This is a genomic window from Micrococcus sp. HMSC31B01 (assembly GCF_001816085.1).
Classification (GTDB): Bacteria; Actinomycetota; Actinomycetes; order Actinomycetales; family Micrococcaceae; genus Micrococcus; species Micrococcus luteus.
The window spans coordinates 1-336 of sequence record NZ_KV824946.1 but is presented as its reverse complement, the minus strand read 5'-3'; the positions used below and the strand labels follow the sequence as shown (position 1 = coordinate 336).

Annotated in this window: 1 pseudogene; it reads left to right on the top strand. The window is 78.0% G+C overall.

The window, feature by feature from the left end:
- A pseudogene (locus HMPREF3105_RS13455) lies at positions 1-336 on the top strand (pyridine nucleotide-disulfide oxidoreductase); the annotation flags it as partial.

Below are 336 nucleotides of genomic sequence, written 5' to 3'. Positions count from 1 at the left end.
GGGAGCCGCAGTGGCAGGACTCGGCCGCGCCCGGCGCCCTGGCCGAGTCGGTGCGCGGGGTGGACGAACGGACCCGTGCGGGCCTGCCGCCGGGCTCCGTGGTCGGGGCGACCGGGATGCACCGCTCGTCCTGGGTGCGCGAGGCCGAGACGCGAGGCGTGCTGGTGCGCCACCCCATGTTCATGGCCGTCGAGCCGGACGGGGTGCGGATGCCCGACGGCTCGTTCGAACCGGCGGACGTGATCCTCTGGGCCACCGGCTTCCGGCCGGCGATCCGGCACCTCGCTCCGCTGCGGCTGCGCACGCCCGCCGGCGGCATCCGCGTGGCGGGCGGGC